Here is a 23004-nt window from a genome sequence, read left to right as displayed (position 1 = left end):
AGGTCAGCTGCCTTTTCCTGGTGCGCCATCACCACCCAAGGCCTGCCAGGCCTCATACGTGCTCAGAAAAATTCGCCCACTAAGCTCATGGGGTAGATCGGAGTTGTCGAGCTGGTCCATGACCGGCCCCTTCACCTCCGCCAGATGCAGGCGAACGCCAGCATCGCTGAGTCGACTGTTGATCGCCTCCAGACTCTCCAGCGCCGAGGCGTCAATGACGTTGACGGCCTGGCAGGTCAACACCAGGTCACACACCTCCGGGCGCCGGGCAACCAGCTCCAGAACTGTGTCTTCAAGGTAGCGGGCATTGGCGAAATACAGACTCTCATCAACCCGCAGCAGCGCCAGGTGGCGGTCCGTCTCCACACTATGGCGCTCAATGTTGCGGAAATGCTCAGTGCCGGGAACGCGCCCCACCACCGCGCTATGAGGTTGGCTCGTGCGGTACAGATGCAGACCCAGCGAGAGCGCCACACCGGTCAGAATGCCGCTCTCGACACCATGGAACAGTGTCAGCGCCAGCGTCGCCACCATCGCTACGCCATCCCCTCGGGAATAGGCCCATGTGCGGCGGATGGCGGGCAGATCGATCAGGGTACCTACCGCGACGATAATGGTCGCCGCCAGCGTTGCCTTAGGCAGGAAAGCCAGTGGTGTGGTTAGCAGCAGCGTGGATAGCGCAATACCGAGCGCGGTGAGGGCACCGGCCAGAGGCGTGACAGCCCCAGCGTCAAAATTCACTACCGAGCGGGAGAAGCCTCCCGAAACGGGTGAACCACCGCTGACTCCAGCACCGATATTGGCAACACCCAGGGCGATCAGCTCCTGATTCGGATCGATCCGCTGACGCCGTTTAGCGGCCAGGGTCTGCGCTACTGACACCGACTCGACGAACCCGACCAGGCTGATCAGTACCGCGGCCGGAAGCAGCGTGGACCAGAGCTCACCATCGAGACTCGGCATCGCCAGAGAAGGCAGGCCGCTGGGGACCTTCCCGACCAGCTCCACGCCCTGAGCCTTGAGATTGAACCCCCAGGCAAGGAGCGTCGTCACGATTACCGCCGAGACCGGAGCAGCTTTGGCCATCAGATCCGGGGCCTGACCTGGCAGACCCAGCTTCTGCAGGCCCGTTCGCAGATGACGCCGGCACAGCACCAGATAGAGCCAGGCACCGCCACCAATCAACAGAGTCAGACCGCTGATGTTGTCCATCCCCTGCCACAGGGCCGGCACGAGCTGAACCAGGTTATGTCCGGAGGCCTCGACACCAAAAATATGGCGCAGCTGGCTTGCTGCTATAAGGATTCCAGAGGCGGTTACGAATCCCGAAATCACCGGGTGGCTGAGAAAGTTGGCAAGAAACCCAAGCCGCAGAATCCCCATACCGACCAGAATCAGACCGGAAAGAGCCGCGAGCACCAGGGCACCAGCCACATACTCCGGTGTCCCAGCCTCGGCGATGCTGCCAAGCGCCGCGGCAGTCATCAGTGAAGCCACCGCCACCGGTCCGACCGCCAGCGTCGCCGATGTGCCGAGCAGCGCGTAGAGCACCAACGGCAACATACTGGCGTACAGCCCCACCTCCGGCGGTAACCCGGCGAGCATGGCGTAGGCCAGCGCCTGAGGCACCAGCATCAGGGTCACGATAACAGCCGCTATCACATCGCGCAGGAGCGTATCCCGCCCATACCCGCGCAGCCAGCCGGCCAGTGGTAACCAGCGCTCCAGATTCATACCGGTGCATCGCCTCCTGAGATCTGACTGATGTCCCTGCGTGCCGGACGCGCCAACCACTCATGGCCGCGCAGCGAAAGCTGCCAGTAGATCCAGGGCAGTTGCCCGGCTTTCAACCACCAGGCCAGGCGGGTTGGCTTCGTCCCATCATTGATCCATTTGGGGAAGGTGGGCTGAAGTTCACCGCCATAGCCGAACTCCGCCAGAACGATACGCCCGCGCTCAACAGTCAGCGGGCAAGAGCCGTACCCGCGATAGGCAGCTGGCATGGGGTCGCCACTGAACGTTGCCATCAGATTTTCGGCCACCACTGGTGCCTGTGAGCGCACCGCTGCTGCGGTTTTTGCGTTGGGTGTACCGCTGGCATCGCCCAGCCCGAAGATCGCAGGGTAACGCCGGTGCTGCAGGGTCTCCGGGTCGAGATCCAGCCAGCCTCCGTCATTACCCAGCCCGGCCTCGGCAATGAATCCAGGCGCCGTCTGCGGCGGCACGGCATGCAGCATATCAAAGCGCCGTTCCACCAAATGCTCACCGTCATCCCCGTTCACCGCGAACTGCGCGGTCCGTGAGGGGCCATCAACGGCCACCAAACGATTCTGGAACTGGGTATGGATCCCGTACTGATCGACATAGCGCTCCAGGGCTGGGACATAATCCTTCACCCCGAACAGCACACCGCCGGCGTTGCAGAAGTGCACGTCAATGTCGTCAAGCCGCCCCTGACGCTGCCAGTAATGGCAGGACAGGTACATGGCTTTCTGCGGCGCACCCGCGCACTTGATCGGCATCGGTGGCTGTGAGAACAGCGCCGTCCCCTTTTTCAGGGACTGGACCAGCGACCAGGTATAGGGTGCCAGGTCATAGCGGTAATTGGAGGTGACGCCATTGCAGCCGAGCGTGCCGCTGAGCCCTTCAATCGCGTCCCAATCCAGCTCCAGGCCGGGTGCCACGATCAGCCGCCGCCACCCCAGAACACGGCCATCACCCAGTGTTACCAGCCGGTTCCCCGGCTCAATGCGGCTGGCGCTGGTGCGGTACCAGCTGACATCCCGAGGCATCACGCTCGCCATTGGCCTTCGGGTGGACTCTGGGGAGAATACGCCTCCCCCGACCATCGTCCACCCCGGCTGGTAGCTGTGCACCTCCGAAGGCTCAACAATGGCGATATCCAGGCTGCGCTGGCGCTTGAGCAGGCTGGCAGCAACGGATATCCCCGCTGCCCCACCACCGATGATCACAATCTGGTGGGTTGTTGTGGGTGCCGGCGTTGCGGTGTGATCACTCATGGGATGTCTCCAGTTGATTCAGGTCAGTCCGGTTCGGGGCTATCCCCGGCCGGCTCCAGTAGCGGGCGCAGAGTGTGGGGATCATGCCCCAGGGCCCGCATGCGCTCCAGCACCGTCTCCGGCTGCTCGCCGTCATGGCGAATGCGGGCCAGCGCCCACAGGTGGATGGAGCGCCGACCGCTACGACAGAAGATCAAAAGCGGGCGCGGCAGGCTTTCCAGTGCCTGATGAAAGGCGGCAACGTCGGCAGCCGAGTACTCACCGGTCGCCACCGGAATGCAGCTCCAGGCAAGACCCAGTTCCTGCGCCTTCTCCGCCAGCGCCTGCTCATCATGCTCCGGCGCCTCAGCCGGGCGCCGGTTGCAGATCAGAGCCTGATAGCCCCGCTGGCGAGCGCTCTCGAGGTCTTCAACCGTCATCGCGCCGGCCAGCCCGATATCATCCTCAACCTGTTGGATCGTCATTGCCTCTACCTCCGTTCAGTCACCCCAGGCCGCTCCAGAGAGCGTATCCAGCGGAAGTTTGATGTAGCGCCGGCCATTGTCCTCAGGTTCCGGCAGCCTTCCGCCACGAGTATTCACCTGCAGCGCGTGCAGGATCAGCTTCGGCATCGGCAACTGGCTGTCGCGCTTGACTCGCATCGCGACATAGGCCTCCCGGCTCTGGTCCACCAGATGCTTGTTGGTGCGGCGCTGCTCGCCCACGGTGCTTTCCCACTCAGGTTCGCGGCCATCAGGCATGTAGTCGTGACCGGTGAAGACCCGGGTTTCATCCGGCAGCTCAACAATGGCCTGAATGGACTCCCAGAGCTGCTCGGCGCTGCCGCCCGGGAAGTCCGCCCTGGCGGTACCGAAATCGGGCTGGAACAGCGTGTCGTGAACAAAGGCCGCGTCGCCGATCACATAGGTGATGGATGCCAGTGTATGGCCTGGCGAGAACATCACCTCCGCTTCCATCTCACCCACGGTGAAACGGTCACCTTCACTGAACAAGCGGTCCCACTGACTGCCATCAGTCGCCAGGTCCGGGAAGTTGTAGATGTCTTTCCACAGCGCCTGTACGGCGGTCACCTGGCTGCCAATCGCTGTTGGCGCGCCGGTTTTGCCCTTCAGGTACTGGGCGGCGGAGAAATGGTCGGCGTGCGGATGGGTATCCAGGATCCATTCAACGGTGAGTCCCTGGTCCGCCACGTATTCCAGGATCTCATCCGCGTGATGGGTCCCCGTCGCGCCCGATTTCTCGTCGTAATCAAGCACCGGATCAATGATCGCGCACTGGTTGGTTGCGGGATCAGAAACCACGTACTGAATGCTGAAAGTCCGCGGGTCGTAGAACCCGGCTACATCCGGCTTGCCGGTGCCTGTGCTGCTGGAATGCTCGAACGTCTTCATATCGCCTCCAGACAAGTTGATGAGCTTCACTGAATGATTGCCTATTTGGTTATAACGTTAATCCCAATAGACATATAAAGCAATGGGGCGTGATTATCGGGACCATCCCCGGACGCTATCGCAGCACCAGGGATGGCCTAGCGCCCTCAGAGTTTGGCCATACGCAGATACGGCCGCAGTTCCTCCCACCCGTTCGGGAAGAGCTCACTGGCGCGCTCATTCGCAATCGACGGCGGGATGATCACGTCATCACCCTGATTCCAGTCAGCGGGAAGCGCGCAGGTGCGGTTATCACTGGTCTGCAGCGCATCGATGGCACGCAGAATCTCATCGAAATTCCGACCCACGGTCATCGGATAGGTCATCGTCAGACGGATCCGCTTGTCCGGATCGATGATAAAAACACTGCGCACCGCGGCCGTCTCACTCTCCCCCGGATGGATCATGTCGTAGAGCCGGGCGATACTGAAATCCGCATCCGCCAGGATCGGAAAGTCGAGGGCGCAGTTCTGTGTGTCGTTAACATCCTCGATCCACTTCAGGTGTTCCTCGGCGGTCTCGGTAGAAAGCCCGATGGGTTTCACACACCGGCGCTCGAACTGATCGGCCAGCTGAGCGGTCCGCCCCATTTCAGTGGTGCATACTGGCGTGAAATCCGCAGGGTGGCTGAACAGGAAGGCCCAGGAGTCGCCAATCCAGTCATGGAAGTGGATGGTTCCCGTGGTGCTTGCCGCCGTGAAATCCGGTGCTGTATCCCCAAGCCGTAATGTCATGATTTTTCTCCTTAACTTTGAAGTGATGGATTATTTCCGGGCAGCTTCTGTCTCCGATCGCTGCCGCCAGTTCCATAATCATGAATGGATAACGCACTATATGCAATTAACGCCTAACGATAGAACCTTTAGTTTTTACTTATCGCATCAAGTAACGCCAACCTTTCCATAACATAAGGCTTTGACGCGGGTACTGATTATTTATACACCCGCCCAAATGAAGGCACGTACAACTCAAAACACCATTGCGCATCGGTTTGAGTCCCAAGTTTCAGAGGTTTGTGGTGGAACTCAGTAAGCCGGGTATAGTGAGGGTGGGACTGAATAGGCACGAGGCAGAGCCTCTGGACACCGGATTGTTCCGGCGTCTTGGCGGCGAAAAGACGGGATTGTTCTGAACGCTGGTTTCAGGATGAAACGTTAACGGTACCGCCCACCGCTTCTGGCGGATTCGCGGAACCCGCAGCGGGATCCTGAACACCGCCTGCCTCGGATAGCGCGGTCAGGAGCTGACTGGCGTTTGCCTCCTGCATTTCCATCTGCTTTTTCTGCAGGTTGATCTGCACATCCTGCTGCAGGTTAGCCTGACTCTGGGTGCTGACCGCAGAAGCGGCGCGAGTAGACTCCGAAACAGCCCGCATGGCTCTTGGCATCCACCACCTCGCTCGATAAGAATGCGTTGATTTCTGCCTCGGTGATCTTCGGATCAAAGAGGCCGGGAAGCGGATCAAAAAAGCGCAAAAGACGATCAAGCACTTGGAGAAGCCAGTGCGGCAGCGTCAACAAGCGCCACCACAAGAAACGCCGCCGGGATGACGCAAGCCTATTCCAGCGGGTGATAGAATGTCAGCGAGCGTTATTACCTAGCTCAGCGAATGGCCAACAACTACAGACTGCAACCGAATGCATCGACTCCCCATCGACGATCACCGCGGCTCGTTCAATCAGGCTCTGGAGCGGGGGCATGTGGTGGTGACCGCGGACACCGGCTCCGGCAAATCCACCCGACTGCCTCTATGGGCTACCGAAAAAGGCGCAACTCTGGTCATCGAGCCCCGCCGCGTGGCCTGCACCGCACTCGTGGACTTCCTTGCCCGGCAACAGGAAACGCGCCTGGGCGAGGGCATCGGCCACGCGGTGCGCTTTGATGTCCGCTGCACCGACCAAACTCCTCTGGTCTTCGCCACGCCCGGCATGGCGCTGCGCTGGCTTGGTGAAGGCGGGCTGGAACGATTCAGCACCGTAATCCTGGACGAATTCCATGAACGCCGCTGGGACACCGACCTGCTGCTGGCCCTGCTCCACCATCAGGGTATGCACCACCTGGTGGTCACCTCCGCCACGTTTGCCGCCGAGTCGCTCAGCCGTCATCTGGCCGCCCCACTGATCGAGGCAGAGGGTCGGCGATTCCCGGTCACTGTCGAATATGAGGCGAAAGACGAGCGCCAGATGCCCGACGGGCGTCATCTCGCCGAGCGCATGGCACGCACCGTGCGCAGGGCACTGAAAGACACGCAAGGCCCGGTACTGGCGTTCCTGCCGGGGCGTGGCGAGATCCGTGATACCGCGCAGGCGCTGGGCGAGCCGGGTGTAGCGGTAGTGACGCTGCATGCCACCGTTGACGCCGAGTCCAGGGAGGCTGCCCTGGCGGAAGACGGTGGCCAGCGCGTAATCCTGGCCACCAATGTAGCGGAAACCTCGCTCACCATCCCCGGCGTCACCGCCGTGGTGGACTCCGGGCTGGAACGACGCACCCACCAACGCAACGGCCGCACCGTGCTCGGCCTGGCCGCCATCAGCCAGGCGGCGGCGGACCAGCGCAGTGGGCGCGCCGGGCGTACCGAACCCGGCAGGGCCATCCGGCTGTGGGGCCGTGGTGCCCCGCTTGAAACCCGGACTGCCCCGGAAATCCAGCGCGAAGAGCTGACCGAGCTGGTGCTGGCCGCTGGCTGCGCGGGCACCTCCGCGGGCACACTCAGTTTCCCGGACCCACTGCCGGCCAAAGCCTACCAGGCGGCGTTTGCGCGTCTGCATCACATGGGCGCCGTGGATGACAGCGGTGTTGCCACCGATTACGGCCAGCGACTGTTCCAGCTCCCCATCGACAGTTTCTTCGCGCACCTGATCTCGGCCATGCCGGACGCCCCAACCCGTGGCGCCATGGCGGATCTGACCGCCGCCTTGAGCACCCGTCCACGCCTGTTCCGCTTTCCGGAGGACGAAGACCGGCGCCGGGCCCTGGGCGACTGGCTCCCGGAACCCTGCGACGCCACCACCCTGATTGCCATGCTGCGTACCCGCCCGCCATCGCCGCTCAGCGTAAGCGAGCAGGCGCGCCGGGAGGCACGGCAACTGGCCGGACGCATCCGCGAGGCACTGGAACTACCAGCGATCCCGAATGAGCCCCTCGCGGATCCTGCTCACCTGCGCCAGGCCATCGCCCGGGCAGCGCCGGAGCTGATCTTTGTCCGACGGGAAAAACGTCGTCAGGCCATGGGCAACGATGCCCGCGAGGCGCTGCCGGATGATACCTCCCGCCTGCCGGAAGAAACCGAAGCCGCACTGGTACTGGATGAGCACAGCATCCCGGGCAAACGCGGGCACCGCCAGACCATCACCATCGCCACCTGCCTTGCTCCGGTACCGCTTGAGCTGCTGGACGAGCTGGATCTGGGCGAAGTGCGCTTTGGCCAAGTGCGCATCGAGGACGGCGAACCCCGTGTCCGCCGCGAACGTGTCTTCGCCAACCGGGTGGTCAGCACGGCGGACACCGCGCCTACTGGCTCAGAGCTGCGCCAGGCGCTGGCCGACCTGATTCTGCAAGGCGAGCTGCTGCCCGCAGTGGGCGAACAGCTGGCGTCAGACATCCAGCAATGGAGCCTCTATGTGGCACTCGGCCATGGCGAGGGCCAGGTTCCGGATTCCGCAGACCAATGGCTGTGCCAACGCCTGGACGCATTGGGCGTGACCGAGCCCGGCGACGAGCAACTGATTGAGCCCGGGGATCTGGCTTTTGAAGGTATTCCCGAATGGGAACGCGAAGCCTTTGACCGGCGCCATCCACGCTGTGTCTCGCTGGGGGACCTGGTTATGGATGTAAGCTATGAGCCCGCGGCTCGGCGGATCACATTGGATTACCGTCACGGCCCGCGTAAGACACCGCCGAAACGCTGGGAGTTGCCCAGCTGGAAAGGCTGGCAGGTGCGCTATCGCCGAGCCAGCAAGGTGGTTACCGTCCAGTAAACACCAGGCGATGTTGCTTCCACCGCGCTGATGGGTGTGGAACAATGCCTTTTTCGGTTCATCAGGGGTTTCATTGATGGCAAAACACTGGCTGACAGCGCTTTTGTGCCTTTTCATCCTGAGTCCGGTCGGCGCCGGTGCGTCACCGCTCACGCAAGGACTTGATACCGCCAGGCTGAATGTTGCCTCCGTCCACGCCGCCGTGGTCGACCTTGAAACCGGTTCCATCATCCACGGCAAACATGCCCAGGTCCCCGTCCCCATCGCCTCAGTCACCAAGATGATGACAGCCCTGGTAGTCCTGGAATCCGAACAGCCGCTGGATGAACACCTCACCATCCTGGAGCGCGATCGCTCGGCACCGGTCAACGCCTACTCGCGTATCCGGATCGGCTCACAAGCCACCCGCCGCGACCTGATGCGCATCGCGCTGATGGCTTCCGAAAATCTGGCGGCTCACCAGCTGGCCCGTCACCACCCTGGCGGCTATGACGCCTTTATCGAGGCCATGAACCGCAAGGCCACCCTGCTCGGGATGAATAACACCCGGTTCGTAGACCCGGCCGGCCTGTCCTCGAAGAATCAGTCCACAGCCGCAGACCTGACACGGCTGATGCGTGCCGCCTGGAAGAATGAGACCCTACGCGAGCTTTCAACCACGCGTTACCATACGGTGCACTTCCGGAGCCCGCGCTACCAGCTGCGCTATGGCAACACCAACATGCTGGTGCACCGACGCGGCTGGCCGATACGGCTGACCAAAACCGGCTACCTTGACGACGCCGGGCGCTGCCTGATGATGGTGACGCCGGTGGACGATCGGCCAGTGGGCATGGTGTTCCTGAATGCATTCGGCAAGCACACCCCACTTGGCGACGCCGGGCGCGTCCGGCGTTGGCTGCGCACCGGCAGCAGCGGCGCCATTGCCGGTGCCGCCAAGCGCTATGAACGTGAGCAGGTTCAGGCCCTCAGGGCCCGTGAAACCAAAACCGCTGTAACAGACAACACGCACCAGGATTCAATGGAGACCACGCAATGACCGGACTGTCCCTTTCACTGCATGCCCTCGCCGCCGTCATCTGGGTCGGCGGCATGTTCTTCGCCTACATGGCCATGCGCCCCGCCGTAGTGCGGGTAGTGGACCCTTCCCAGCGCCCTGTGCTGTGGTGTCACGCCCTGTCACTGTTCTTCCGCTGGGTATGGGCCGCCGTAGGCATTCTGCTGGTCACCGGCTATGGACTCATCCACGCTTACGGCGGCATGGGCAATGTCAACTGGCACATCCACGTGATGCACGGGCTGGGGCTTTTGATGATGCTGCTGTTCCTGCACATCTTCTTCGCCCCGTATAAGCGCCTCAAGCTGGCGGTGGACAGTGGTGACATTGAAGAAGGCAAGCGCCGGGTCGGCCAGATCCGCAAGTTCGTGGCCATCAATCTGATCATCGGGCTGGTCGTGGTGGTCATCGCCACCGGCGGGCGTTACTGGTAACGATAGCAATAGACCGGCGTGGCGTAGAGGTCCGGGAGCTCTTTTACAGCTTCAGGCTCATGCCCACGCAGGGCGAAGCAATGGCTGATGACCCACCGCACGGAGCCAGGGTCATCCACCAGCCGCTGCTGCACCGCGTGCATACCGCCCGGCATCAAGTAGCAAAGAAGCACCGTCACTCCTTCCAGATCCGCCTCCCGGAAATCGCGCCGATAAAAGCGCAGGTTTTCCAGACGCATCAGCCGCGCCAGCAACACGGACACCAGCCAGGGGAAGAACGACACCTCGTACCCGACCACCCGCTTATGCGGGAAGCGTCTGGCAAAGCGGATCGCGAGCGTGCCCCACCCGGACCCCATGTCCGCAATGGCGCCCGCTGGCGATTCCGGCACCATTGCAAGCATCGCCTCCGGCGCCCGCCCGATGCTGGGCATGGGCGGCATGCCAGTACGCAGGGTTGACCACAGAATGGAGGCCGCCACCACCAGCACGACGCCCAGTACCACAAGAGCGGCTAATTCCATGGTTCCCTCCACGCCACCTCCCCTTCCCGCCAGTTCTCGGCAACTTCCCGCCCACGCCCTTCGTTCACCGGCAGCACCGTCAGCATGGCCAGCACGAACAGCGCCAGGCAGAACAGAATGGCATCGGCCAGCCCCAGTGCCCACTGGATCAGCCCCAGTCCCAGAATGCCAACGATGGCGGCCAGCTTGGAGGCGGTGCCCCAAAAGCCGAAGAACTCGGCCGCCTTGCCCGTGGGCGTGAGCACTCCGACCAGCGCCCTTCCAGCGGACTGGGCTGACCCCAGGCTGAGCCCAGCGAGTACTCCGGCCACCAGGAATACTTCCTGGGCCTCGAAGGCCAGTCCGGCTATCTGCTCCAGCAGCAGCGTCATGTTGGGCGTCTGCCAGATGGCCAGTATCGCGATCACCCAGAGCCAGAGGGTGACGAGATAGGTACGCCGCGCCCCCCAGCGCCCCTGGAGCCACCCAAACAGCAGCGCCCCGATGGCCGCGGTGATCTGAACGGTGATGAACATCAGTGTGCGGGTAGTCTCATCCCAGCCAATCACCTGGGAGCCATAAATGAACGAAAAACTGACAATGATGTAGATCCCCGCCATGGAGAAAAAGATCGAAACCAACAACCAGCGCAGATCCCGGAATTGGTTCACAACCTGCCCTGTGGCAATAAGGCGGCTGACACCCAGGCGCGCCAGCGACCACCCCTCAGGTACCGCCCTGGCCTCGCCCCGCTCGCGCACCCAGACGAAGGTGGGGATGGCGGTCACCAGAAAGAACACAGCGGCGAAGGGCCCGACCCAGCGGATGGTGTCGTAATTGTCCGCCGACACATCCCCCAGGAACGCCAATGTGAAGGCCGTAGCAACCAGCCCGCCGATGTAGCCCAGACTCCAGCCCAGCCCGGAAATCCACCCCAGCGCCTCGCGCGGGCCCAGATCCGGCAGGAAACTGGAGATAAAGCCCTCGCCGATGGCATAGGCGAAGTTGGAGACAATGATCAGTACCATGGCAATAGTGACCCAGCCCGGCTCCACAAAATAAAGCAGGCCGGTGGCCGCAACAGTGACGAGGTAGCTGGCAAACAGAAAGCGCTTTCGCGAGCGGGTGTAATCCATAACGGCGCCACAGACCGGGTTGGCGACCACCACCAGTCCATAACTGAGCGCCAGCGCCAGACTCCACAGGAAATTACCCAGCCGGTAGTCCGGACCGTCGCCGACGATCACGCGGGTGAACAGATCCCCGAAAACCACGGTAATGATCAGCAGCGTATAGGCCTGATTGGCAAAGTCGAACATGGCCGAGCCGAAGATCTCACGGCCTGGCGCGCGGGGCTGCGTCTCCATTGGCCTCAATCGCGCCTCCCTGCTTTGCTGGCCAGTGTCTGGGCGGAATTACGGACCTGGCGCCATAGATAGCGCCAGGTCTCATCACGGCGGCGTTCACGCAGGCACCGTAGCAACCGCACGCGACGCGCCTCATCCAGTTCGTTTCCCATAACCTCAAGCAGCCCCGGCGAGACATTGAACGGCGTTTGTCCCTGCAGGCTCACCGCCACACAATGCTTGACTTCCAGGGAAAGCTCATCACCAACGGCCGTCACCGCCGCCACTATATTCCGGCCCTTGGGCGTAGCCGGCTGCACCAATGAATAGGGTGGCTGCCACTCTCTGGCCGGACGCACCGCATCCACCCCCGTTACCACCCCAATCAACGGTGGCGGGCGCCGGGACGGATCATCACGGAACCACCCGCGGATGCGCTCCAGCACCTCGCGCTCCCCCTCGCGGTCGGCACGCAGTGCCGGCGTCACCCAGAGCACCAGATCCGCGCCCAGAACCTCGCGGCGCAGTGTTGCTGTATCCAGGGCATCGCTCTCCAACCCTGGTGTGTCGATCAGCAACACTTCATCCCCGCCACTGCCGGCCCAGCTGTAAGCCTGGATGGTCTCGCTGGTGCCTGCAGTGCTGTCAGCCGGCGCGACCGGCTCTCCGATAAGCGCATTCACCAGGCTCGAACGGCCGCTGTTGCCACGGCCCAGAAGCAGGATACGCAGTGGCTCCGGCGCCTCAGCGCGTGCCTGGCTTTGCTGCTGCTGTAACAGGGAGGCACGGGTGACAGAATCCACCGGTGTTTCGGACTCCAGCAAAAGACGACCGCTGTAGAGCTCAATGGCGTAATAGCCCACCTTGCGGATGTATTCACGCAGCAGCCAGGTCTGGACCTGCTCAGAGCCATAGCCCAGCACCCGGTTGCCCAGATCCCGACGCAGTTCGCGGAAGACCACGCTGGTCGGATCCACCGCCGCATGCCCCAGACGGTAAAGCCCTTCCAGGCGCACGGCCGTATCCCGCCAGCGCCGCAGCCGCGCCATACTACCCAGAGTCAGCCGGTGGCTGAGCGGGACATGATCGACGATCTCCGCTCGCAACTCGCGGCTAGCGCGCTCAATGATCAGCAGCATATGCGGAAGCGTCAGCTCCAGAAGCGGGCGCTCACGACGGGGATGGTAGTGATGGGCAACCTCTTCCAGTGTCTCCCGCCCAAGCCAGAACAGGCCTGTGGCGTCACTGAGTGGATACTGCTCCGGTGTGGCCGCATCGGCCCGCGCCTCGACCCGCTGCCAGGCCTGGTGGGAATCCGGCGGCCAGTGTTCGCCCGGTTGCGTGGCCGGGGGAACCTGCTCACGGCTGAGGGAACGTGCCACCCAATGCAGTGCATAGCCCAGCGTTCCGCAGCCGGCAAGAACCAGAAACCATACCAGAAGCCGACCGGACTCCCAGAGCCAGACCACGCCCAGCGCGGGCAATACCAGCAGCGGCAGGAAGGACACTGCCACGGCAACCAGCCTCAGGTAGCCGAACTCGCGCAGCAGGGCCCTCATTCAGCGTCCTTGTCACGCCCCAGGCGCAGGCCCTGCTCGAAGGCATCCCGGTAGAGACGGCGGATGGCCTCAGCCTCAACCGGCATGCCATGCGCTGAACGCGCCAGGTAGTAATCCGCCGTTTTGCCCAGCGCATAGGTCACAGCCCCGGCAGTTGACGCGCCCCAGGCGGCCCCAAGCGTCTGCCCCCAGACCGGAACCATCTTCACCAGGCTGCGTCCGGCCCAGCGCAGACCATAGCCGGCCAGCGCCCCCAGCCCCAGAAATCCGAAGAACTCGGAGCTGCGGCGCAGATCCCAGGGCTGCTGATAGATCCGACCGAGAGCATGCAGCATCCGAACCTGCAGCGCCGGCAGCAGGGCCGCGTCGACCAGCGGCAAGGCGCCCGCGCCGGCGGCCGCCAGGCTGTACCCTGTAATCTGCGGATGGGCAGCATGGCTGAAAAGGTCACGCAGCTCCGGATCCTGCTGCAGCCGTGCCCGAAGCTCAAACGCCGCTGTCTCCTCGATGGCCTGCCACAGCCCTTCAAGACCGTAATCCGGTGTGGCGAATCCATCCTCTTGCAGCGTGAGATCCACCGCCACCGAAACTACCGGCGCATGCCCTGGTAATGTTCTTTCCAGCTCGCAGCGTTCGGCCAGCACTCGACGCAGATCCGCAGGAATCGACTCCGGCAGTGGTGTTCGGTCAAAGGGCCATGGCATCACATGATCCCCACCTGGCGGATAAAGCTCATGCAGCGCTGTATACACGAGGACTACTGGCCATTCAGGGTGGCGCCGACGCACCTTTTCAAGGGCCGCCAGGACGGCCTCCTGATCCGGGTCGGAGACTTTCATTACCGCCATCACCAAGTGGGCCTGGGATTCACAGAACGCGAGGTCCTCGCCCGCGTCGTAGACCACTTCCCCCAGTCCGCGGGTGTCCAGAAAGCGCACCACCGGTGCCTGTTCCGGAAAATCATAGAAAGCAGCAGTACGTGTGCAGGCCTGGAAGCCATTACCAATGGTGGCTCGGCTGCTGCCAGTCAGGGCGCGAATGATGGACGTCTTACCGGACTGAGCTTTGCCCAGCAGCCAGACAACGGGCGGGGGCTGCTGTTCACGTGCCCGGGCCAGCGCCGCGTTCAGCCGTTCATCATCCACGCCCGGGCGCAGCAGAGCCTCGCGCACCGCGCCCAGCGACGGCAGGGACCAGCGGAATGAAGATGTCATGGGCCAACTGCCTCCGGTTGATGGGGATTGCAACCTCTGCAGGTCACCTTACCGGCTCAGCGGCGGGAAGTCAGCCGTGGTTCAGACGCGCGGCTCGTCGTCATCCGCAGCATCACTGCGCAGGCTGTGGGTGCGGCTGTCGTAGTTCTCCCTCAGCTCATCCTTAATGGTGCCATCCCACAACGGCACGCCGATGAGATAACCAGCACGCCCGATGGCGTGAGCAGCAATGGGTGTGGTCATCATGATAAACAGCACAATCGCCACCCCGCGTGCCAGCGCCAACCATTGCGCGAACCCCAGTACCACACCGCCCATGATCAGCATCGCCCCAAGAGCGCCCGCCTTGGTGGAGGAGTGCATGCGGGTGGGCAGATCCGGAAGGCGCAGGATGCCGAGGGCGGCCAGAAGCATGAAGGCGGCGCCACTGATCAGAAAAGCACCAATAATCAGGTCGATCACTCGCGTGGCCCTCCCCGCTCAATAAACCGCGCGAACCCAATGGCCGCCAGGAATGCAACCAACGCCACCACAATCGCCACGTCCAGAAAACTGAGCACGCCGGTATCGAGCGCGTGCACCCCTATAATGCCGACCACCATGGAGCTGATCAGTTCAAGTGCCACCACCCGATCCGGCAGCGATGGCCCCTTCCCCAGACGAATGGCGGCCATCAGCATGGCTAGCGCCAGCATCGAGTACACCAGTGTCAGCACAAAGCCGTTCATCGTATCAATCCCCCACAGACCTTTATGCTAACGCAGCACACGCAGGATCCGGCGCTCCAGCTCTTGCAGGCTGTCGCGCAGTTCCTGTTCATCAGCCATGAACATGGCATGGATGTAGAGCACCTTGCGGTCGTCGGAAACGTCCAGGCTCAGAGTGCCCGGGGTGAGCGAGATCAGATTCGCCACCAGCGTGATCTCGATATCCGTTTCCGCCTCCAGGCGCATGGCGATCACGCCGGGCTTCATGTACCAGACCGGGGTGATGACGTCGTACGCCACCCGCACATTAGCGACGATCAACTCTTTGAGAAAAAACACCGCGAAAGCCAGAAACCTTGGCGCCCGCTGGGAATAGCCATAGAGCACTGGGACATGGCGCTGCAGCACCGCCAGCGCCAGGTACCCGAAGAAAAAGCCGGCCAACAGGTTGCCACCGGAAAAGCTGCCGGTCAGCGCCACCCACAACAGGGCCAGAATCACGTTCCAGAAGAAAGGAATCATGGCCGCGCCTCCAGTACCGCCTCGATGTAACGGTCAGGGTTGAGCAGCTGCTGCGCCGCTGTCTCCGCCAGAGCGTAAATGGGCTCACCGTTGAGACCAATGAACAGCGTACAGGCAGCCAGCCCCGCTATGGCCGTGTACATCCAGCCCAGCCCCGCAGTGTTCGCCGCTGCACTCCCCTCGGTTACCGCCCCTGACTCGGTATCCGGCGCCGCCTTCCAGAAAACTTCGGCCCAGATCTTGGTCATGGAATAAAGCGTCAGAAGCCCCACCAGCAGAGCCACAGCAGTCACGCCCCAGGCCTGCGCCTCGATACCGGCACGGATGACGATGAACTTGGCGAAGAATCCGGAAAGCGGCGGCATTCCCGCCAGCGAGAATGCCGGAATAAGGAAGAGGATCGACAGCATCGGCCGGCTGCGGTAATACCCGCCCAGCGCTTTGAGCTCATGGGTTCCGGTTAACCGGTACGTCACACCACTGATCAGGAAAAGCGTCGTCTTAACGATGATGTGGTGCATGATGTAGAACACACCCCCAATAATCGCCAGAGGTGTAAACAACGCCAGCCCCAGAATCATATAGCCAATCTGGCTGACGATATGGAATGACAGGATCCGCCGGAACTCGTACTGGGCGGCGGCGCCGAGCACCCCGGAAAGCATGGTAAAGCCGGCTACCCAGACCAGAATCTCGTGGGTGTAGGCTATATCGTGATCGAACACAATGGTAAACATGCGGAACAGCGCATAGACCCCGACCTTGGTAAGCAGCCCCGCGAACAACGCTGAAACACCTACCAGCGGCGTGTGATAGGAGGCCGGCAGCCAGAAGAACAGCGGAAAAGCCGAGGCCTTGATGCCGAAGGCCACCATGAACATCACGGCCACCACGTTGATCAGGGCGGTGTTCTCCACCTGATCAATTTTCAGGGCGATATCGGCCATGTTCAGGGTCCCGAGCAGCCCGTAGAGGATCCCCACGGCGGACAGGAAAATCGCCGAGGAAAACAGGTTCAGGGTCACATACTTGATCGCCCCCTCCATCTGCGCCCGTTCACCTCCCAGGGTCAGAAGCGCAAAAGAGGCAATCAGCATCACCTCGAACCAGACATAGAGATTAAAAATATCACCGGTCACGAAGGACCCGACAACCCCCGCCAACAGCAAGTGCATCAGCGGGTAGTAGCCAAAGTGTTCATGGCGCTCTGGTGTGTCGCCCATGGAGAACAGGGCAATAGCAAGGCCTGTTATGCCGGTGAGCGCAACCATGATGGCGCCCAGCATATCCACAGCCAGCGTGATCCCCAGCGGCGCGGCCCAACCGCCCATGTGGAGCACCACCATGCCTTCGGCGTGCACCACCTGCAGCAGGCGCACCGACACCAGAAGCAGTACCAGGGTTCCGGCCAAGCCCAGCACACGCTGGGCGATACGGTAACGCCACAACGCCAGCGACAGGGCCCCGAAGAAAAGCGGAACCAGAATGGGAGCAACAGCCAGGGACATCAGGTATCGGTATCCTTCATCCGGTCGAGGTCATCCGTGCCGACCACTTCGTAGGCGCGATGGATCAATACGACCGAGAACGCCAGCACTCCGAAAGCGATGACGATGGCGGTCAGGATCAGCGCCTGCGGCAGCGGGTCGGCAACGGCTGAGGCCGGAACCTGTGCGCCCTCAGGAATCAGAGGCGGAGCCCCTTCGCGCATCCCTGCCACAGTAAAAATCAGCAGATTGGCCGCATTGCTGATCAGCATCAGGCCAATCACCAGCTTGACGATGGAGCGGCGCAGCATCATGTATAACGCCGCGGCAAAGAGCGCGCCTACGATGTAGGCCATCAGTGTTTCCATCAGCAGCCTCCGTACTCAGGCATCGGATTCCTCCGACTCGGAAAGACCCACGACCATAGTGAGAATCGAACCGATAACAGTCAGGTAAACGCCGACATCAAAAATCAGCGGCGTCGAGAACTTGTAGTAGTCACCGCCAGGCAGTGGAATCGCCCACCACTGGGCGGTCATAGCCGGCTGGCCCAGCACCAGTGAGGGTACGATCGAGGCCAACCCGATCAGCAGCCCCACGCCCAGAAAATCACGCGGGTCCACGCGTAACAGCTCGCGCGTTGCGCTGACACCATAGGAGAACAGGAACAGGACCACTGCCCCCGAGGCCACGAGCCCGGCGATGAAACCACCACCGGGCTCATCATGGCCCCGTAGCAAGAGAAAAACCGAGAACAGCAGCTGCATAGGCACCAGGAACAGCGCCGCTGTGCGCAGAATCAGTGTATTGGCTTCCTTCATGCGGACTGCTCCTCCGCCTTGAACCGGATCATCGAGTAGACGCCGGTCGCTGCCAGAGCGAGCACAAAGATCTCACCAAGGGTGTCCAGCGCCCGGAAATCGACCAGGATCACATTGACAATGTTGCGCCCATGCCCGTCCGAAACACTGCGCGCGACATGCTCCGCCGAGATGGGATCGAAGAACTGTACCTCGGTCGCCGCCAGAATCAATACAGTCATGAGCGAGCCGAACAGCACCGCCACGATGATGTCACGCCCGCGTTCCAGCGGCGACGACATGCGCGTGAACCCAGGCAGCCGGAAAAGCACCAGAACCAGCAGGATCACGGTCAGCGTCTCGACCAGAATCTGAGTGATGCCCAGATCAGGCGCACTGAAAAGAATGAAAATCAGAGCTACGGCAAACCCGACGACACTCATGGCGGCGACAGCCCCCAGCCGTGAGATTGTACTCGTGGCGAAGAAAGCCGACATCACCATAAGCAGAGCGATTCCTGCGGCAAAACCGGAATCAGGCACCGGCAGCCGCAGTGGCAGACCATACTGGGTAAACAGTGTGAAGCCAGTAATACCGACGGTGGTCAGCGCCAGCGTAATCATGTAGTTGCCCATGGTGCCATTCTGCAGCACCCGGGTCTGCCAGGTAGCAATGCGGGTCAGCCACTCCATGATGCGGAAATACCCCGCTTCGGGACCAAAGCGCCCGAGCCCGTCTCGCACAATAGCCAGTTGCGGCTGCAGACTCGACCAGAAGCGCAGGATCACCACGGCCACCAACAGGCAGCCGAGCGACAACATCAGGGGCAGATTCACACCATGCCAAAGGGACAGGTGCACTTTCTGAGCCACACCGCCGAGCGATGCCACAACGGGGCCCACCAGAGTCTGCTCTGGGATGAACAGAGCCACCCCGAACAAAAGCGACAGCCCGGCCAGAACCACAGGCCCGGCCAGCATGGACAACGGCGCCTCATGCGGGTGCTTCGGAGTTTCACGGCGCTCACCAAAGAAGGGTTTGATGGCGATAATGCCAGCCGCCACCATCACGCCAATACCCGCTCCAACCGCCAGCACCGGCAGAAGACGCTGCCAGGCAGGCGCCTCAAGCACCGCCTCAAACATCAGTTCCTTACCAACAAAACCAAGCAGCGGCGGCAACCCTGCAAGCGACAGCGCGGCTACCGCCGCTGCTATCGCAGTAACTGGCATCAGCCGTGCCAGCCCTCCCATCTCCGCCACATCCTTGGTACCGGTCTCGTGATCCAGGATACCTGCGATCATGAAAAGCGCCCCCTTATACAGCGAATGCGCTATCAGGAAGGTCGCGAAGGCCACCAGCGCGTAATGGGTGCCTATGCCGATCAGCATCACCAGGGTGCCCAACGCCATGATGGTGGAATAAGCCAGCACTTTCTTCGCCCCGGTATGGGTGATGGCCAGGAAGGCACCGGTGAACATGGTCAGGCCGCCGAACAGGCTGAGCAGAAGTGTCCACAGCTGGGCCTCGCCCAGCGCCGGGTTCAGCCGCGCCAGAAGATAGACCCCGGCTTTCACCATGGTGGCCGAATGCAGAAAGGCTGAAACCGGAGTGGGCGCGGCCATGGCGTTGGGCAGCCAGAAGTGGAACGGCACCTGCGCCGATTTGGTGAACGCGCCCGCCAGGATGCACAGCAGCATGGGCACGGCCCACTCATGACCGATCAGATCCGCCTCCGAGGCCAGCACACCGCTCAGTGAATAGGAGCCTGCCACGGTCGCCAGCATGATGAGCCCGGCCATCAGGGCCAACCCCCCGGCAACTGTTACAAACAGACCCTGGAGGGCGCTGGCCCGGGCCTTGACGTCCTCGTGCTCAAAACCAATCAGCAGATAGGAGGTGATGCTGGTCAGTTCCCAGAACACAAAGAACGTCACGAGATTATCCGACAGCACCACCCCGAGCATAGAGGCCATGAAACTGAGCATGCACACATAGAACCGCCCCAGGAAGGCGTGGCCTTTCAGATAACCTCCCGCATAGATGAGAATAAAAGTGCCGATGCCACTGATCAGCAATGCGAACATCAGCGACAGACCATCCACCAGGAAATCCAGATTGACGTCCATGGCCGGGAACCATGGGTAACGCACCACCTGGGCGCCATTGGCCATGACGTCCGGAAGCAGCCCCGCAAACCACACGAAAAGGGTTGCTGGAAGCAGCGCGAACACCCAGCCACACCGGTCACCGGCCACCCTGCAGATCAGCGGGGCGAACAGCGCCAGAATGAATCCGGAAAGAACGGCAGGCAGCATCAGTTCGGGGTGCTCCTAGGGCTGGACATTGTTGCGGAGGATACCGGACCCCTTTGATGAATGGCAAGAAACTCCGCTCCAGTGCGCTCCATCACATCATCGAAGGGCTGTACATGCCCACAATACCGGCTCAAACGCAATCACGACTGATCCGGAGGAGCGCAATGGGCCGTTCAACCCGCCTGCTGATAGCTGGCCCTCTATTAGCAACAGCCGTTGCTACCCTGCCCGCCAAAGCCCAACAGCAGCCGCAATGGCAGACGCTCGACCAGGTCATGGCGGAGGGCCTGGACAGCGCCCAGACCTGGCGCCAGCGCTGGAGCCTTTTCTTCGCCGGCTCCGCCGCTTTCAGCGCGCTTTCCAGCGCCACCGCTGAAACCCAAGCGGATGAGTATGACGCGCGGGTGCGTGCCATCACCTCAACACTTGGATTACTGGATACCATCATCAAAACACCCCCCCACCTGGCGGCCTATCAGGATCACCATGCCATTGACCGGGATGGCACGGGCGCGCTGGATGACGCCCGCCGCAATGCCAGGGCGCTGGCCCGAGCCGAACAGAGCCGTACGGGCTGGCGCGGGCGTGTGGGGTCGCTGATCGTTAATAGCGGCGCCTATCACGCCATCGCCGAAGGGGATGGCCGCCATGATGACGCGCTACAGGTGGCGGTAACCGGAATGCTGGTCAATGAGATCAAGCTCTGGACTTTTCCGCGTACCATGAGCGAGGCCAACGTGATCGGCATCGGGCAGGCCGCAGTTAAGGTGCGGACCAATGTCTACCTGACCGCGAACGGCATCGGCGCCCAACTTCGCTTCTAGGGGGAGAACGCCGTCACTGTCAGGCCTCGATCAGCGGCCCAGCAGCAAAGTGCCTCGCGCGCCGTCTCGGGAACAGAAATGCGAGTGGAAATCCCCTGCGCGTACTCAATGGCTTCGAGCTCGCCACCCAGCCGATCCAACGCCAGCCGCAGGGGCTGCTCATCCGCGAAACCGGCCTCAAGCTTCAACGTGGCTTTGGGTTCACGGTGATCGACAGCCAGCGATGACAGAACCGCTTCCGCCGCGCCCGCATAGGCACGCACCAGACCACCCGCGCCCAGCTTCACGCCGCCGAAGTAGCGGATGACGACAACCACGATGTCGCCAATCCCCTTATGCTCAATCACATTGAGAATCGGCCTGCCGGCTGTGCCTGATGGCTCACCATCATCGTTCATGGCCGCACTGGTTGCCCTGCCCGGGGCGCCAATCACACAGGCCCAGCAGTGATGCCGGGCCTCGGGGTGTTCCCTGCGCGCCCGCGCCACAAAAGCCAGCGCTTCTTCCCGGCTCAAAGCCGGTGCCGCCCTGGCTATGAACCGGCTTTTTCGCACCCCGGTTTCCGCTTCGGTTTCACCCGCCGGCACCGGCCAGCTGTCATTGTTGGTTTGTGCATCCGTCATCGCCCGCAGTATCCTCTGCTCTCATCAACCCGGGAAGGATCCACTCCATGCAGGCACGTCTCGAACAGCGCAGCTTCCTGTTCCTGCTACTCATCGTCACAGCGCTTTTTCTGTATCTGATGCAGCCGTTCTTTGGCGCCATTTTCTGGGCCTGCGCCATTGCCATCATTTTCTTCCCGGCACAGCAGTATTTTACACGACTCTGGGGCGAGCGGCCGAATATTACAGCTCTGGCCACGCTAGGGTTCTGCCTGACCATCGTGATCCTGCCGACCCTGTTCGTGGCTGCTTCGTTCGTCTTTGAGGGCGTCAATCTTTACCAGCAGATCCAGGCGGGTGAAATCGATCCCCGGGCCTTTATGGACCGAATCGGGGAGACTGTTCCGTTCATTGGTACCGCCCTGGAATACTTTGGCGTTGACATCGAGTCACTGCGCGAACGCGCGGTCAAAACCGTGATGCAGGGCGGTCAGTTCTTCGCCCAGTCGGCGCTCAACATCGGGCAGAACACGGCCCGATTCTTCATCCATTTTGGTGTCATGCTCTATCTGGCGTTCTTCCTGCTGCGTGACGGTGATCACCTGCGCAATCTCATCGGCCAGGCCATCCCTCTGAGCCAGGAACGCGAACAGCTGCTGCTTGGCAAGTTTGCTGAGGTCACCCGCGCCACCATCAAGGGCAACGTCGTCATCGCCGCGATCCAGGGCTTTCTCGGCGGGTTCATTTTCTGGACTCTGGCGCTGCCGGCGGCCATCCTCTGGGGCGTGGTTATGGGGGTACTGTCGCTGATCCCTGCAGTGGGTGCCGGCCTGATCTGGGTTCCGGCGGCGATTTACCTGTTCGCCATCGGCAACTGGATCCAGTCCATCATACTGGTGCTGTTCGGAACCGTGGTCATCGGACTGATCGATAACCTGCTGCGCCCGGTCCTGGTTGGACGCGACACCAAACTGCCGGACTATATGGTACTGCTCTCCACCCTGGGCGGGCTGATCCTGTTCGGCGTCAATGGCTTCGTTATCGGCCCGCTGATTGCAGCCCTGTTCACCGCCTTCTGGGGCATCTTTATCCGCGACTTCAAAGATCCCGACCCTCAACCCGAAAGTCGTGAATAGGGCCGGAGGCTGCTTCGGATGCCGGAAGGGGCCGCGATCGCGGCCCCTTCATGCTTGATGAGGGGCGC

23 protein-coding genes are annotated in these 23004 nt (G+C 62.0%); 5 read left to right on the top strand and 18 right to left on the bottom strand.

Features of this window, described 5'->3' with window-relative positions:
* Nucleotides 1-3 precede the first annotated feature (3 nt).
* From AAF659_RS00390 to AAF659_RS00365, 6 genes are all read right to left on the bottom strand, one after another.
* Nucleotides 4-1734 carry a SulP family inorganic anion transporter gene (locus AAF659_RS00390; RefSeq protein ID WP_349749711.1) on the bottom strand — a complete coding sequence of 577 codons (1731 nt, stop codon included), beginning with the start codon at nucleotides 1732-1734 and terminating at the stop codon, nucleotides 4-6.
* Nucleotides 1731-3020: an NAD(P)/FAD-dependent oxidoreductase gene (locus AAF659_RS00385; RefSeq protein ID WP_349749710.1), complete on the bottom strand. Its 1290-nt coding sequence runs from the start codon at nucleotides 3018-3020 to the stop codon at nucleotides 1731-1733. The genes AAF659_RS00390 and AAF659_RS00385 overlap by 4 nt, the downstream gene beginning before the upstream one ends.
* Nucleotides 3021-3043: 23 nt before the next feature.
* Nucleotides 3044-3484 (bottom strand): protein tyrosine phosphatase family protein, encoded by a 441-nt coding sequence (locus tag AAF659_RS00380; protein WP_349749709.1) that lies wholly within the window; start codon nucleotides 3482-3484, stop codon nucleotides 3044-3046.
* A 15-nt stretch (nucleotides 3485-3499) separates the two neighbouring features.
* Nucleotides 3500-4411 carry an MBL fold metallo-hydrolase gene (locus tag AAF659_RS00375; RefSeq protein ID WP_349749708.1) on the bottom strand — a complete coding sequence of 304 codons (912 nt, stop codon included), beginning with the start codon at nucleotides 4409-4411 and terminating at the stop codon, nucleotides 3500-3502.
* 146 nt (nucleotides 4412-4557) lie between these two features.
* Nucleotides 4558-5184 (bottom strand): peroxiredoxin, encoded by a 627-nt coding sequence (locus AAF659_RS00370; protein ID WP_349749707.1) that lies wholly within the window; start codon nucleotides 5182-5184, stop codon nucleotides 4558-4560.
* Nucleotides 5185-5591: 407 nt separating this feature from the next.
* Nucleotides 5592-5825 carry a YjfB family protein gene (locus AAF659_RS00365; RefSeq protein ID WP_349749706.1) on the bottom strand — a complete coding sequence of 78 codons (234 nt, stop codon included), beginning with the start codon at nucleotides 5823-5825 and terminating at the stop codon, nucleotides 5592-5594.
* 262 nt (nucleotides 5826-6087) lie between these two features.
* Between AAF659_RS00365 and AAF659_RS00360 the strand changes: the two genes are divergently transcribed.
* The 3 genes from AAF659_RS00360 (at nucleotide 6088) to AAF659_RS00350 (ending at nucleotide 9918) form a co-directional block, all read left to right on the top strand.
* A complete protein-coding gene (locus AAF659_RS00360) occupies nucleotides 6088-8427 on the top strand; it encodes a helicase-related protein (RefSeq protein ID WP_349749705.1) in 2340 nt (779 codons plus the stop codon).
* Nucleotides 8428-8503: 76 nt separating this feature from the next.
* A complete protein-coding gene (gene pbpG, locus AAF659_RS00355; protein ID WP_349749704.1) occupies nucleotides 8504-9466 on the top strand; it encodes a D-alanyl-D-alanine endopeptidase in 963 nt (320 codons plus the stop codon).
* The gene (locus tag AAF659_RS00350) at nucleotides 9463-9918 is read left to right on the top strand and encodes a CopD family protein (protein ID WP_349749703.1); all 456 of its coding nucleotides are present in this window, start codon (nucleotides 9463-9465) and stop codon (nucleotides 9916-9918) included. Before pbpG ends, AAF659_RS00350 begins: the two co-directional genes overlap by 4 nt.
* Here the strand turns inward: AAF659_RS00350 and AAF659_RS00345 are convergent.
* From AAF659_RS00345 to AAF659_RS00295, 11 genes are all read right to left on the bottom strand, one after another.
* Nucleotides 9909-10442 (bottom strand): methyltransferase, encoded by a 534-nt coding sequence (locus AAF659_RS00345; protein WP_349749702.1) that lies wholly within the window; start codon nucleotides 10440-10442, stop codon nucleotides 9909-9911. The genes AAF659_RS00350 and AAF659_RS00345 overlap by 10 nt on opposite strands.
* A complete protein-coding gene (locus AAF659_RS00340; RefSeq protein ID WP_349749701.1) occupies nucleotides 10433-11788 on the bottom strand; it encodes an MFS transporter in 1356 nt (451 codons plus the stop codon). The genes AAF659_RS00345 and AAF659_RS00340 overlap by 10 nt, the downstream gene beginning before the upstream one ends.
* Before the next feature lie 5 nt (nucleotides 11789-11793).
* Nucleotides 11794-13326: a GTPase family protein gene (locus AAF659_RS00335; RefSeq protein ID WP_349749700.1), complete on the bottom strand. Its 1533-nt coding sequence runs from the start codon at nucleotides 13324-13326 to the stop codon at nucleotides 11794-11796.
* Nucleotides 13323-14540 carry a YcjF family protein gene (locus tag AAF659_RS00330; RefSeq protein WP_349749699.1) on the bottom strand — a complete coding sequence of 406 codons (1218 nt, stop codon included), beginning with the start codon at nucleotides 14538-14540 and terminating at the stop codon, nucleotides 13323-13325. The genes AAF659_RS00335 and AAF659_RS00330 overlap by 4 nt, the downstream gene beginning before the upstream one ends.
* An 81-nt stretch (nucleotides 14541-14621) precedes the next feature.
* Complete coding sequence (mnhG, locus tag AAF659_RS00325) at nucleotides 14622-15002, bottom strand: monovalent cation/H(+) antiporter subunit G (RefSeq protein ID WP_349749698.1); 381 nt, start codon at nucleotides 15000-15002, stop codon at nucleotides 14622-14624.
* Complete coding sequence (locus AAF659_RS00320) at nucleotides 14999-15235, bottom strand: MrpF/PhaF family protein (RefSeq protein WP_416635634.1); 237 nt, start codon at nucleotides 15233-15235, stop codon at nucleotides 14999-15001. Before AAF659_RS00320 ends, mnhG begins: the two co-directional genes overlap by 4 nt.
* A 60-nt stretch (nucleotides 15236-15295) precedes the next feature.
* Entirely contained in the window at nucleotides 15296-15769 is a 474-nt protein-coding gene (locus AAF659_RS00315) for a Na+/H+ antiporter subunit E (protein WP_349749696.1), read from the bottom strand.
* Nucleotides 15766-17277, bottom strand: coding sequence for a Na+/H+ antiporter subunit D (locus AAF659_RS00310; protein WP_349749695.1), 1512 nt, complete (start codon nucleotides 17275-17277; stop codon nucleotides 15766-15768). Before AAF659_RS00310 ends, AAF659_RS00315 begins: the two co-directional genes overlap by 4 nt.
* Nucleotides 17277-17624: a Na+/H+ antiporter subunit C gene (locus AAF659_RS00305; protein WP_349749694.1), complete on the bottom strand. Its 348-nt coding sequence runs from the start codon at nucleotides 17622-17624 to the stop codon at nucleotides 17277-17279. Before AAF659_RS00305 ends, AAF659_RS00310 begins: the two co-directional genes overlap by 1 nt.
* A gap of 15 nt (nucleotides 17625-17639) precedes the next feature.
* Nucleotides 17640-18077: a Na+/H+ antiporter subunit B gene (locus AAF659_RS00300; RefSeq protein WP_349749693.1), complete on the bottom strand. Its 438-nt coding sequence runs from the start codon at nucleotides 18075-18077 to the stop codon at nucleotides 17640-17642.
* Nucleotides 18074-20374, bottom strand: coding sequence for a putative monovalent cation/H+ antiporter subunit A (locus tag AAF659_RS00295; RefSeq protein WP_349749692.1), 2301 nt, complete (start codon nucleotides 20372-20374; stop codon nucleotides 18074-18076). Before AAF659_RS00295 ends, AAF659_RS00300 begins: the two co-directional genes overlap by 4 nt.
* 164 nt (nucleotides 20375-20538) lie before the next feature.
* Here AAF659_RS00295 and AAF659_RS00290 point away from each other — a divergent pair, with 164 nt between their 5' ends.
* Complete coding sequence (locus AAF659_RS00290; RefSeq protein ID WP_349749691.1) at nucleotides 20539-21198, top strand: hypothetical protein; 660 nt, start codon at nucleotides 20539-20541, stop codon at nucleotides 21196-21198.
* Here AAF659_RS00290 and AAF659_RS00285 read toward each other — a convergent pair.
* Complete coding sequence (locus AAF659_RS00285; protein WP_349749690.1) at nucleotides 21195-21821, bottom strand: YigZ family protein; 627 nt, start codon at nucleotides 21819-21821, stop codon at nucleotides 21195-21197. The genes AAF659_RS00290 and AAF659_RS00285 overlap by 4 nt on opposite strands.
* A gap of 47 nt (nucleotides 21822-21868) precedes the next feature.
* Between AAF659_RS00285 and AAF659_RS00280 the strand changes: the two genes are divergently transcribed.
* Nucleotides 21869-22936: an AI-2E family transporter gene (locus AAF659_RS00280; RefSeq protein WP_349749689.1), complete on the top strand. Its 1068-nt coding sequence runs from the start codon at nucleotides 21869-21871 to the stop codon at nucleotides 22934-22936.
* The last annotated feature ends 68 nt before the right edge of the window (nucleotides 22937-23004 follow it).

The organism is Salicola sp. Rm-C-2C1-2, from assembly GCF_040196175.1.
GTDB lineage: Bacteria > Pseudomonadota > Gammaproteobacteria > Pseudomonadales > Oleiphilaceae > Halospina.
Note: the sequence above shows the minus strand (reverse complement) of the source record. Positions and strands in the feature narration are given on the sequence as shown.

Excerpts from the sequence above, each read along its gene's own strand:
- AAF659_RS00390 (WP_349749711.1), bottom strand. The coding sequence starts at position 1,734 with ATGAATCTGGAGCGCTGGTTACCACTGGCCGGCTGGCTGCGCGGGTAT.
- AAF659_RS00385 (WP_349749710.1), bottom strand. The coding sequence starts at position 3,020 with ATGAGTGATCACACCGCAACGCCGGCACCCACAACAACCCACCAGATT.
- AAF659_RS00380 (WP_349749709.1), bottom strand. The coding sequence starts at position 3,484 with ATGACGATCCAACAGGTTGAGGATGATATCGGGCTGGCCGGCGCGATG.
- AAF659_RS00375 (WP_349749708.1), bottom strand. The coding sequence starts at position 4,411 with ATGAAGACGTTCGAGCATTCCAGCAGCACAGGCACCGGCAAGCCGGAT.
- AAF659_RS00370 (WP_349749707.1), bottom strand. The coding sequence starts at position 5,184 with ATGACATTACGGCTTGGGGATACAGCACCGGATTTCACGGCGGCAAGC.
- AAF659_RS00365 (WP_349749706.1), bottom strand. The coding sequence starts at position 5,825 with ATGCGGGCTGTTTCGGAGTCTACTCGCGCCGCTTCTGCGGTCAGCACC.
- AAF659_RS00360 (WP_349749705.1), top strand. The coding sequence starts at position 6,088 with ATGCATCGACTCCCCATCGACGATCACCGCGGCTCGTTCAATCAGGCT.
- pbpG (WP_349749704.1), top strand. The coding sequence starts at position 8,504 with ATGGCAAAACACTGGCTGACAGCGCTTTTGTGCCTTTTCATCCTGAGT.
- AAF659_RS00350 (WP_349749703.1), top strand. The coding sequence starts at position 9,463 with ATGACCGGACTGTCCCTTTCACTGCATGCCCTCGCCGCCGTCATCTGG.
- AAF659_RS00345 (WP_349749702.1), bottom strand. The coding sequence starts at position 10,442 with ATGGAATTAGCCGCTCTTGTGGTACTGGGCGTCGTGCTGGTGGTGGCG.
- AAF659_RS00340 (WP_349749701.1), bottom strand. The coding sequence starts at position 11,788 with ATGGAGACGCAGCCCCGCGCGCCAGGCCGTGAGATCTTCGGCTCGGCC.
- AAF659_RS00335 (WP_349749700.1), bottom strand. The coding sequence starts at position 13,326 with ATGAGGGCCCTGCTGCGCGAGTTCGGCTACCTGAGGCTGGTTGCCGTG.
- AAF659_RS00330 (WP_349749699.1), bottom strand. The coding sequence starts at position 14,540 with ATGACATCTTCATTCCGCTGGTCCCTGCCGTCGCTGGGCGCGGTGCGC.
- AAF659_RS00320 (WP_416635634.1), bottom strand. The coding sequence starts at position 15,235 with ATGCTGGCGCTAGCCATGCTGATGGCCGCCATTCGTCTGGGGAAGGGG.
- AAF659_RS00315 (WP_349749696.1), bottom strand. The coding sequence starts at position 15,769 with ATGATTCCTTTCTTCTGGAACGTGATTCTGGCCCTGTTGTGGGTGGCG.
- AAF659_RS00310 (WP_349749695.1), bottom strand. The coding sequence starts at position 17,277 with ATGTCCCTGGCTGTTGCTCCCATTCTGGTTCCGCTTTTCTTCGGGGCC.
- AAF659_RS00305 (WP_349749694.1), bottom strand. The coding sequence starts at position 17,624 with ATGGAAACACTGATGGCCTACATCGTAGGCGCGCTCTTTGCCGCGGCG.
- AAF659_RS00300 (WP_349749693.1), bottom strand. The coding sequence starts at position 18,077 with ATGAAGGAAGCCAATACACTGATTCTGCGCACAGCGGCGCTGTTCCTG.
- AAF659_RS00295 (WP_349749692.1), bottom strand. The coding sequence starts at position 20,374 with ATGCTGCCTGCCGTTCTTTCCGGATTCATTCTGGCGCTGTTCGCCCCG.
- AAF659_RS00290 (WP_349749691.1), top strand. The coding sequence starts at position 20,539 with ATGGGCCGTTCAACCCGCCTGCTGATAGCTGGCCCTCTATTAGCAACA.
- AAF659_RS00285 (WP_349749690.1), bottom strand. The coding sequence starts at position 21,821 with ATGACGGATGCACAAACCAACAATGACAGCTGGCCGGTGCCGGCGGGT.
- AAF659_RS00280 (WP_349749689.1), top strand. The coding sequence starts at position 21,869 with ATGCAGGCACGTCTCGAACAGCGCAGCTTCCTGTTCCTGCTACTCATC.